This is a genomic window from Serratia sp. 506_PEND (genome assembly GCF_001076875.1).
GTDB classification, from domain to species: Bacteria; Pseudomonadota; Gammaproteobacteria; order Enterobacterales; family Enterobacteriaceae; genus Serratia; species Serratia marcescens.
This window is the reverse complement of sequence record NZ_JVEL01000604.1, coordinates 1-9,201: the sequence shown is the minus strand read 5'-3', so window position 1 is coordinate 9,201 and position 9,201 is coordinate 1. Positions and strand designations below refer to the sequence as shown.

The 9,201-nt window shown below is 61.0% G+C and carries 10 protein-coding genes and 1 pseudogene; 4 read left to right on the top strand and 7 right to left on the bottom strand.

The annotated features are described in order from the left end of the window. Positions 1–239: pseudogene (locus ADK28_RS27470) on the top strand (tRNA (N6-threonylcarbamoyladenosine(37)-N6)-methyltransferase TrmO); the annotation flags it as partial. Between the two features lie 120 nt (positions 240–359). Next, entirely contained in the window at positions 360–2,078 is a 1,719-nt protein-coding gene (gene proS, locus ADK28_RS27465; protein WP_048797215.1) for a proline--tRNA ligase, read from the top strand. 60 nt (positions 2,079–2,138) lie between these two features. Here proS and nlpE read toward each other — a convergent pair whose 3' ends face one another. Genes nlpE through ADK28_RS27450 form a run of 3 tightly spaced genes read right to left on the bottom strand, consistent with a single transcriptional unit; the run spans position 2,139 to position 3,817 of the window. After that, positions 2,139–2,822, bottom strand: coding sequence for an envelope stress response activation lipoprotein NlpE (nlpE, locus tag ADK28_RS27460; RefSeq protein WP_016929868.1), 684 nt, complete (start codon positions 2,820–2,822; stop codon positions 2,139–2,141). Positions 2,823–2,851: 29 nt separating this feature from the next. Then, a complete protein-coding gene (arfB, locus tag ADK28_RS27455) occupies positions 2,852–3,265 on the bottom strand; it encodes an alternative ribosome rescue aminoacyl-tRNA hydrolase ArfB (protein WP_048797214.1) in 414 nt (137 codons plus the stop codon). 3 nt (positions 3,266–3,268) lie between these two features. Next, on the bottom strand, positions 3,269–3,817 hold the full coding sequence (locus ADK28_RS27450) for a YaeQ family protein (RefSeq protein WP_004931995.1): 549 nt from the start codon (positions 3,815–3,817) through the stop codon (positions 3,269–3,271). Positions 3,818–4,030: 213 nt separating this feature from the next. Here ADK28_RS27450 and ADK28_RS27445 point away from each other — a divergent pair, with 213 nt between their 5' ends. Then, positions 4,031–4,231, top strand: coding sequence for a YaeP family protein (locus ADK28_RS27445; protein ID WP_004931993.1), 201 nt, complete (start codon positions 4,031–4,033; stop codon positions 4,229–4,231). Then, complete coding sequence (rof, locus tag ADK28_RS27440) at positions 4,218–4,481, top strand: Rho-binding antiterminator (RefSeq protein WP_004931991.1); 264 nt, start codon at positions 4,218–4,220, stop codon at positions 4,479–4,481. Before ADK28_RS27445 ends, rof begins: the two co-directional genes overlap by 14 nt. Before the next feature lie 50 nt (positions 4,482–4,531). On the opposite strand, the gene ADK28_RS27435 is transcribed toward rof, so the two are convergent. The 4 genes from ADK28_RS27435 to cadA all read right to left on the bottom strand — a co-directional run. Continuing rightward, positions 4,532–4,846, bottom strand: coding sequence for a c-type cytochrome (locus tag ADK28_RS27435; protein WP_048797213.1), 315 nt, complete (start codon positions 4,844–4,846; stop codon positions 4,532–4,534). Then, positions 4,846–6,177, bottom strand: coding sequence for a tRNA lysidine(34) synthetase TilS (tilS, locus tag ADK28_RS27430; RefSeq protein ID WP_048797212.1), 1,332 nt, complete (start codon positions 6,175–6,177; stop codon positions 4,846–4,848). The genes ADK28_RS27435 and tilS overlap by 1 nt, the downstream gene beginning before the upstream one ends. Before the next feature lie 56 nt (positions 6,178–6,233). Next, positions 6,234–7,679: a dipeptide permease DtpD gene (gene dtpD / locus ADK28_RS27425; RefSeq protein ID WP_048797211.1), complete on the bottom strand. Its 1,446-nt coding sequence runs from the start codon at positions 7,677–7,679 to the stop codon at positions 6,234–6,236. Positions 7,680–7,747: 68 nt separating this feature from the next. After that, positions 7,748–9,201: lysine decarboxylase CadA (cadA, locus tag ADK28_RS27420; protein WP_048797210.1), on the bottom strand; the 1,454-nt coding region annotated here is incomplete at its 5' end.

The following is a 9,201-nucleotide window of genomic DNA, read 5'->3' as shown; positions in this document are numbered from 1 at the left end:
CCGCCGGCGATATGCCGGTGCGTTTCGCGCCGCAGGCCGAGCAACAGCTGCAGCAACATCAGGCGCGCTACCCGCAATTAAGGCGTTTTATCAGCCAGGTGCTGGCGCAAGACCCCCGTCCCGCCTATCGTAAAGGAGAGGACGTCGAACGGGATTACGCCGTCTGGCTGTTGGATTTCAACGTGCGCTGGCGCGTCGTGGACGGCCACACCGAAGTGTTGGCGCTCGACCCGCGTTAAAATTCCGCCGCCTCTCTTTTGGCGACCCGCTCGCGCTGGTAAACTAAACCACTTTTGTCACTTTTGGCCGCCACTCTGGCAGCCCGATGCAATTTGCAGTTCTAACGGAACCAAAACACCATGCGTACTAGCCAATATCTGCTCTCCACACTGAAGGAGACACCTGCCGACGCCGAAGTGATCAGCCACCAGCTGATGCTGCGCGCCGGGATGATCCGCAAGCTGGCCTCCGGTCTTTACACCTGGCTGCCGACCGGCCTGCGCGTTCTGAAGAAGGTTGAAAACATCGTTCGCGAAGAAATGAACAATGCTAACGCGATCGAAGTGTCCATGCCGGTGGTTCAGCCTGCCGATCTGTGGCAGGAAAGCGGCCGTTGGGAGCAATACGGCCCCGAGCTGCTGCGCTTCGTCGACCGCGGCGATCGTCCGTTCGTGCTGGGCCCGACGCATGAAGAAGTGATCACCGATCTGATCCGCAACGAGATCAGCTCGTACAAGCAGCTGCCGCTGAACTTCTTCCAGATCCAGACCAAGTTCCGTGATGAAGTGCGCCCACGTTTCGGCGTGATGCGCTCCCGTGAGTTCCTGATGAAGGATGCCTACTCCTTCCACACCTCACAGGAGTCTCTGCAGGAGACTTACGACGCGATGTACGAAGCGTACAGCAAAATCTTCAGCCGCATGGGCCTGGATTTCCGCCCGGTGCAGGCCGATACCGGCTCGATCGGCGGCAGCGCCTCGCACGAATTCCAGGTGCTGGCGCAAAGCGGTGAAGACGATATCGTGTTCTCCACCGGTTCCGACTTCGCCGCCAACATCGAGCTGGCGGAAGCGGTCGCGCCGGCAGAGCCGCGCGCGGCGGCCAGCGAAGCGCTGCGCCTGGTGGATACGCCGAACGCCAAAACCATCGCCGAGCTGGTCGAGCAATTCCAGCTGCCGGTGGAAAAAACCGTGAAGACGCTGATGGTGCGCGCCACCGAAGAGAGCGGCCACAAGCTGGTCGCCCTGCTGGTGCGCGGCGATCACGAGCTGAACGAAGTCAAGGCAGAGAAGCTGGCGCAGGTTGCCGCGCCGCTGACCTTCGCCACCGAAGAAGAAATTCGCGCCATCGTCGGCGCCGGCCCGGGTTCACTCGGCCCGGTCAACCTGCCGATGCCGGTGGTAGCCGACCGCAGCGTGGCGGCGATGAGCGACTTTGGCGCCGGCGCCAACGTTGACGGCAAACACTACTTCGGCATCAACTGGGAGCGCGATCTGCCGCTGCCGCAGGTGGCCGATATCCGTAACGTGGTGGAAGGCGACGCCAGCCCGGATGGTCAGGGCACGCTGCTGATCAAACGCGGCATCGAAGTGGGCCATATCTTCCAGCTCGGCACCAAGTACTCGGAAGCGATGAAAGCGACCGTGCAGGGTGAAGACGGCCGCAACCAGGTGCTGACCATGGGTTGCTACGGCATCGGGGTCACGCGCGTCGTGGCCGCCGCCATCGAGCAGAACCACGACGAACGCGGCATCATCTGGCCGGACGCCATCGCGCCGTTCCAGGTAGCGATCCTGCCGATGAACATGCACAAGTCGTTCCGCGTGCAGGCGCTGGCGGAAGAGCTGTACAACACCCTGCGCTCCCACGGCATCGATGTGATCCTCGATGACCGCAAAGAGCGTCCGGGCGTGATGTTCGCGGATATGGAGCTGATCGGCGTGCCGCACTCTATCGTCATCGGTGACCGCAACCTCGACAACGAAGAGATCGAGTACAAGAACCGCCGCGTCGGCGAGAAGCAAATGATCAAAACCGGCGAAATCGTTGATTTCCTGCTGGGCCAGATCAAACGCTGAGCGACGAACGCCAGAAAATAAAAAACCCGCCTAGGCGGGTTTTTTTATGTCCGAAAACGCTTACTTGCTGCTGCAGTTCTTGCTGCGGTCGAACGCGATTTTGCCGTCCGGCACCACCGCCTTCTCTATCTGCCCTTCTTCCATCGATGGCTGCACGCTGAAGTGCGCATTGAAGGTCAGGAACACCGGCTCGCCGGCATTTTTGTTGGCTTTGGCGTAGCCTTGCTCCAGCGCGATGTTGTTATCCACCGGGAACGTGATGCCGGTAGCGCAGTCCTTAAAGACTGCCGCATCCGCCATATAGGTGTAACTGCCTTTCATCACCATCGGGGTTTTAGGCAACGGTTTTTCAATCGGCTCCAGGCGATAGTTCAGCTTGGAGGCGATCGGCGCGCCGCTGCGATCCAGCATCTCCAGGCTTTTGCCCACCGGACGGAAGTAACGTTTTTCACCGGTGCTGTCGGTCAGCACCAGCTTATCCGCAGTGCGCGCCCATTTGCCATAGTCGGCAAAAGTCTGATCGCCGTCTTTGGTGCCGCGATAGGTTTCCTGCAGCACAAAGGTGCCGTCCTCATCCAGGAACAGCGCCGTATCCAGCCCGCCGCAATCGGCGCAAGGCAACAATCCTTGATAACTCTGCGGCATCGCCTGCAGCGGTTGTTCCTTCGGCTGATAATGATTGTTGCATCCCAACAACGAGAGTGCGCCTGCCGCCAAGAACAGGGCTACCGTAATTTTCTTCACAGTTATTCTCCTACTGTGTTCATGTATTCCTAAGTGCGAACCTTGCCGCGCAGCGCCTTGGTGGCGCCTTTACGCGCCTTGCCTTCCAAACGGCGCAATTTCGCCCCTTTCGTCGGCTTGGTCGCCTTGCGCGTTTTTTCCACCACCATCGCCTGCCGAATCAGCGCGGCCAGCCTGGCCAACGCCGCTTCGCGATTCAATTCCTGACTGCGATACTCTTGCGCCTTGATAATCACCACGCCATCGGTGGTAATTAAATGGTGATTCAGCGCCAGCAGCCTTTCCTTATAATACTCTGGCAGGCTGGAGGCCCGGATGTCAAAGCGCAAATGGATCGCCGTTGAGGTTTTGTTCACGTGCTGACCGCCCGCGCCCTGCGCGCGGATCGCCGTCAACTCAAGCTCATTATCCGGTATGGCGACGTTTCTTGACAGTTCCAGCACCGGTCACACCTGTGCCCGCTGCCACTCGGCAAACTGGATTTCCAGACTATTCTGAGCATCGGACAGCCAAATAGTTCCCTCCTGCAGCGTCGCCTGCAGCGTCATGGTGCGGCTGGCCAATGCCGTCAGGCGCGCCAGCTGCTCGTCGTCGAGGAAACGCACGCTCAGGTTCTTGTAGCCGGCCACCTTGCCCTGCATTCCCTGCCACCACACGTGCGCGGCGCGCTCGCCGTAGGCGTACAACACCACGCGCGGCGACTGGTTGCAGGCCTTCCGGATGCGTTTTTCGTCGGGCAATCCCATCTCGATCCACATTTCCAGCCCGTTGTGGTCGTTGCGCTGCCAGATCTCCGGCTCGTCGTCGGCGCTCAGCCCTTTGGTGAACACCAGCCGCTCGTCGGCATGACAGATCCAGGCCAACAGGCGCAGCATCATGCGCTGCTCGTTTTCAGACGGATGTTGCGCCAGCGTCAGCGTGGCGTCGTGGTAGAAGTGACGATCCATATCAGCAATATTGACCGCGGCTTTATAAATGGTTGCTTTCAGCGCCATGGGTGACCTCGTTATTATCCGGCGACAGTGTACTTGATCAGGGCCAAACCCCGCCAGCGCGGCCAGGCTGCGGCAGTGCGAAAGGCGTGCCGGGGTGCTGATAACTCCATAACAGCTGTGCTATAGTCGTCTAGGATAGGATAAAACTCCGAGAGCCTGCGCCTCATCGCGATAGTAGTCTTGATGATGCAGAGGTTCTTAAGGGAGGAAACTGTGCAACAATACTGTGAGTTAGTACGCCGTACTTACGCCGAGATTGGCAGTGGAGATCTTGGCTACGTGCCTGATGCGCTGGCTTGTGCGTTAAAGGCATTGGACGATGTCGCAGCGAACGATGCGCTACCGTCCTCCGTTAGGGAACAGGCGGCCTTTGCCGCCGCTAACTTATTGGTGAGCGACTATGTTGATGAATGATGAGTACCAACCCATCAATTGCGATGACTACGACAACCTGGAACTCGCCTGTCAGCATAAACTTATTCTGAAGCTGGAGTTACGCGACGGAGAAGTGATCGAGGCCAAGGCGATCGACCTGCTGCAAAAGAAACGCGTTGAGTATCTGACCATCGAACAGAACGGCCAGCAGCGCGACCTGCGCCTGGACCACATCAGCAGTTTCAGTCATCCGGAAATCGGTACCGTGGTCGTCAGCCTGTCGGACTGAGCAGCGGTAACCCCATCCCAACAGGGCAGCCCAACGGCTGCCCTCGTCATTTACGGCTTCAGGCTGGCGTAATAGGCCGCCAGATCGGCGATATCGTCATCCGACAGCCCCGACACATAGGCCTTCATCACCTCGGCCTGGCCGCCGTTGCGCTCCCCTTTCTTGTACGCCTGCAATGCATGCTGCAGATACATGGCGTTCTGTCCGGCCAGATTCGGGTACATCGGCACCGTCACCTTGCCCTGCGCGCCGTGGCACGCCGCACAGGCGGCGGCTTTCGCCTGACCGGCCGCCGCATCTCCCGCCGCCAATGCCGGCAGGCTGAACAGGCCGACGGCCAACAGCGTGATCCCCACTAACTTCATCAGTGCTCCTCGCGATTATGATTTTTTTCCCAGCGCAGTCGCCACGGGCGTTCACCTTCCGGCACCTGCCCCGCCTCACAGACAAATACGTCCAGCGCGGCGATCAGCTGCTCATCATAGTAAATCAACGGGATGCGTTCACGCTGCCAGGGGGGAATACCCAGCTCCTGCCACAGTTTTTTTATCGGCCGCGAATGGGCGCGCCCCACGATGCGCACCATACCCTGCACGCCACCGAACCGAACGCTGATCTGTTGCGATGGCTGCGGTGCGCGCAGCGCCAGCTCGCCCTCACCGGCAATCAACTGCCCCAACCCGTCCGGCAACGTCAGCGGCTGGTCAGGCTGCCAGGGCAGATGCACATCGCGCAGCGCCGCCAGCGGCGGCAACAGGTGCAATCGGCCGCGGAAACGGCGGATCTGGTAGGCGCCGAGCTGCAGCTGCGGTTCGGCATCTTCCCGGCTGAGCGCCACCTCCGCCCACAGACGCTGCAACTGCTCACGCGCCGGCATGCTGACGTCAAACAATGCGATCCAGCGCCGCAGCAAGGCGAAGCGCCGCACCGGCGAACAGGCCGTCAAACCGTCAATCGCCAATGAGCGATCCGCCGCCAACAGGCTTTGCAGCGGTTCCGCCAGCAGTTCGTCCAGCAGTTGCTCCTGTTCGGCACACAGGCTGGCGCTGCGCGCCACCGCCGAGGCGAAGTGCGGCCAGCGTTGATTAAGCTGTGGCAAGACCTGCAAACGCAGGAAGTTGCGATCGAAGCGCGTGTCCTGATTACTGTCGTCGTCTATCCAGGTCAAGCCGTGACGCTGCGCGTAACTTTCCAGCGCCTGACGCGAGCAGCCCAGCAGCGGCCGCAACAACAGGTGATCGTCCAGCGTGGCGCGCGCCGCCATCGCCGACAGCCCCGCCGGCCCGCTGCCGCGTTTGAGCGCCAGCAGGAAGGTTTCGCTTTGATCGTCGAGATGTTGGGCGGTGAGGAGCGCTTCGCCCTCCGCCAATGCTACGCTGAAGGCGGCATAGCGCGCCGCACGCGCCGCCGCTTCGATGCCGCCCTCGCGGGCGTCCACCTGCACGTGCGTCACCGTCAGCGGGATCTGCCAGTCGGCACACCGGCGGCGGCAATGCTCAACCCAGCGGTCGGCAAAGGCGCTCAGGCCATGATGCACGTGCAGCGCGCGCAGCTGCATTCCCGGACGCTGGCGGCGCAACGTCGCCAGCAGATGCAGCAGCACGCTGGAATCCAGGCCGCCGCTGAACGCCACCAGCAGCCGCTGCTGTGCGCCCAACTGGTCCGCTACCTGCGTCGTTAATTGATCAGTATCCATCGGTAGGCTTTGTCACTTCTACATAGCTGCACGTTAACCCCGCCTACCGTCATCAATCAAGCATTAACCGTCCGGGCCTGGCGTCGCGTCAGCAGCCACCAGCCGCCCAGCGCCGCGATCACCGCCAGCGCGCACCCGGCCGCTCCCCAGCCGATCTGGGCGAAAATGCGGCCATACGCCTGCATCGCCGCCCCCTCGAGGTGATCTTCGGCGGTCTGATTGGCGATGATGCCCGCCAGGTAATTGGCGATCGAACCGGTCGCCAGCATATAGATGCCGGTCAACACGCCGGTGGCGCCGGGGATATTCAGCCGGGTGATCTGCGCCATAGCCACCGGATCGATAAACAGTTCGGCGAAGCCCATCACCGCCAGGCCGGCGATCATCAGCCCCATCGATCCCGGCCCGTGCAGCCGCGTATTAAGCGCCATCAGCGTAAAGCCGACGCCGATCAACAGCAGACCGAAGGCGAACTTGCACCAGATGCGCAGCGTGCGGTCGCCATCGCCGCTCGCCAGCCATGCCAGCGCCACGCCGCCCAGCATTACCGCGCAAGCGTTAACCGACTGGAACAAGGCGGTCGGCACCGTCCAGCCGAACCAGCGCCGGTCGACGAAATGGTCGATAAACAGGCTGATGGAGCTGCCGCCCTGCTGGGCAAAGGCCCAGAACAGCGTGCCCAACAGCATCAACACCACGATCTGCCACAGCCCCCGGCGCTGGCCGGCGTCCGCGCGCAGCATAATGCGCGCCACCAGCGCCACCGCCGCCACGCACACCAGCCCGAGCAAATAACCGGCCCAGTCGCGCATAAACAACAGCGTGAAGAACAGCGGCGATGCCAGCAACGCCGCCAACAGCCAGCCCCAGTGCGGCAGGCCCAGGCTTCTGGCGCGCATCAGCGGGGCATTCACGCCGCGAGTGTGGCGGAAATGACGCCCGCCCAGCAGGAAGATCGCCAGGCCGGCGAACATGCCGATCCCGGCCAACGCAAAGCCGACGTGCCAACCATAGCGCTCGGCCGCCAGCCCGCAGGCGATCGGCGCCAAAATGGAACCGACGTTGCCGGCGGCATACAGCAGCGAGAAGCCCCCTTCGCGCCGCGGATCCTGGGCCGGATACAGCTCGCCCAGCAGGCAGCTGATATTGGATTTGAACAGGCCGTAGCCGCAGATGATGATCGCCAGCGCCAGATAGAGCGACTGGGCAGAAACCGCGCTCAGGCCGAGCACGATATGCCCCAGGGTCATCAGCGCCGCGCCGGCGATCACCGCGACGCGGTTGCCCAGCAGGCGGTCGGCGAGCCAGCCGCCAAGAATCGGAGTGACGTAAACTAACGAAGCGTAAGCGCTGTAGAGATCGATGGCGCGGCTGTCGGTATAGCCGAGTTGGTGGGTCAGATAGAGGATCAGTAACGCACGCATGCCGTAAAAGCTGAAATATTCCCAAATTTGTATCGCTACGACATAGTAGATTGCGCGCGGCTGTGAGGGTGTTTTCATGGTGGTCTCCCATCAGTCGGTGAACGGCAAAGGGGAAGCGCGAGCGCCTCCCCTCTTATTGGCTGCGGTTATTTCGCCTTCAGCACTTTCACCCGATAACGTCCGTCCGCCTGACGATAGGCGCCGTGAATGTCGGTTTCAAAGCCCGGATAATGCGCGCCGATTTCGCACAGCATCTGCAGGAACTCCAGCACCGGCCGGCTCTCCTCGGTCAGCATTTCGCCCGGCATCACCAGCGGCACGCCCGGCGGGTATGGGAGGATCATGTTGGCGTTGACCTTACCGACCATCTCTTCCAGATAGACCTCTTCCACTTCGCCATGCAGCTCTTTCTGGAACGCCTGGTACGGATTCATCACCATGGTTGGCAGCACTTCGAACGCGCGGTACATCAGGTCCGGCAGGTTATGTTGCTCCACCAGGCGGTGAATGTTCTGCGCCAGATCCTGAATGCGCATGTTTTCATAGAAATCAGGCGCTTCCTGATACAGCGAAGGCAGCATGTTTTTCACCCGCAGGTTCAGGTCGAACGAGCGTTTGAAGTCGGTCATCGCACGCAGCAGGCTGAGCGCCTTGGTTTTGTCGATGCCGATGCTGAACAGGAACAGCAGGTTGTACGGCCCGGTTTTCTCGACGATGATGCCGCGCTCGTCGAGGTATTTCGCCACGATGCTGGCCGGGATGCCGAACGGCTGCATCTCGCCTTCCTTGCTCATCCCCGGCGTCAAAATGGTGACCTTGATCGGGTCCAGATACATGTGTTCGTTATCGATATTCTTGAAACCGTGCCAGGCGCTGTCGGAGCGCAGCGGCCAGCACTCCGGCTCATCGATATGCTCCGGCTGCCAGACGTCGAAGAACCAGCCGTCGGATTCGACTTTCAGGCGTTTGATCTCTTTGCGGAACTTGATCGCGCGTTCGATAGAGCCGTGGATCAGGCGCTTGCCGGCATTGCCTTTCATCATCGCCGCGGCGGTTTCGGTCGACGCCACGATGCCGTAGTGCGGCGACGTGGTGGTGTGCATCATGTAGGCTTCATTGAAGGTCTCTTCGTTGATGTCGCCCTTCACGTGGATCATCGACGCCTGCGAGAAGGCCGCCAGCAGTTTGTGGGTGGACTGGGTTTCATAGATCACCTTGCCCTCCACGCGGCCGCCGCTCATGCCACACTTGCCTTTATAGATCGGGTGGAAGTTGGTGTAAGGCACCCAGGCGGAATCGAAGTGGATCGACTTCACGTCCAGGGTGTTCTTGATAAAGTCGGTGTTGTACAGCAAGCCGTCATAGGTGGAGTTGGTGATCACCGCGTGCACCGGCCAGGTGGCGTTCGGGGTCTCCTTCACGCGTTTGGCGATGGTGGCGCGCTGGAACTCGCTCTGCGGAATGCCGCCGAGGATGCCGTAGGCGTTGCGGGTCGGGCGGAAGTAGATCGGCGTGATGTCGCTCATCATCATCAGGTGAGTCAGCGACTTGTGGCAGTTACGGTCAATCAGCACCGTGCTGCCCGCCGGCGCCGAATACA